At 46.6% G+C, this 451-nt stretch carries 1 protein-coding gene; it reads right to left on the reverse strand.

Going from position 1 to position 451, the window contains the following annotated elements; all coding sequences use genetic code 11:
- Positions 1-451: cadherin-like domain-containing protein (locus G1O98_RS38650; RefSeq protein WP_163939756.1), on the reverse strand; the 451-nt coding region annotated here is incomplete at both ends.

Raw genomic sequence — 451 nt, forward strand, 5'->3', positions numbered from 1 at the left:
GCAGTACCGTTGGTAGCACCGCTGACACCAGTGATGCTGAGTCCGGTGCTATCAACATCGCTATCATTTGCCAGTAGGCTACTAACTGAGATGTTGACAGGAGTACCAAAGAATGTGGAAACACTGTCATCAACAGCAACAGGGGCATCGTTAACGGGGGTGACAGAGAAACTGCGGGTTTGTCCAGTTAAGGTTGCTGTGCCATCAGTGACATTGTAGGTCAGATTAACTGGACCATTAAAGTTGGCAGTTGGGGTGAAGGTATAAGTCCCATTATTGTTATTTACCAATGCACCGTTAGTGGCAGTTAAATTGGTAACTGAAAGGGTATCACCCGCATCTACATCCGTAAAACCTGCTAATAAGTCAGCCGCAGTAATATTAATGGCTGTATCTTCTGGTGTGTTGCTTAACGTCGCAGTGGGTGAACCTGTTGGCGCATCGTTAACTG

Origin of the sequence: Nostoc sp. UIC 10630, from assembly GCF_010747425.1 — a bacterium.
Lineage (GTDB): Bacteria > Cyanobacteriota > Cyanobacteriia > Cyanobacteriales > Nostocaceae > Nostoc.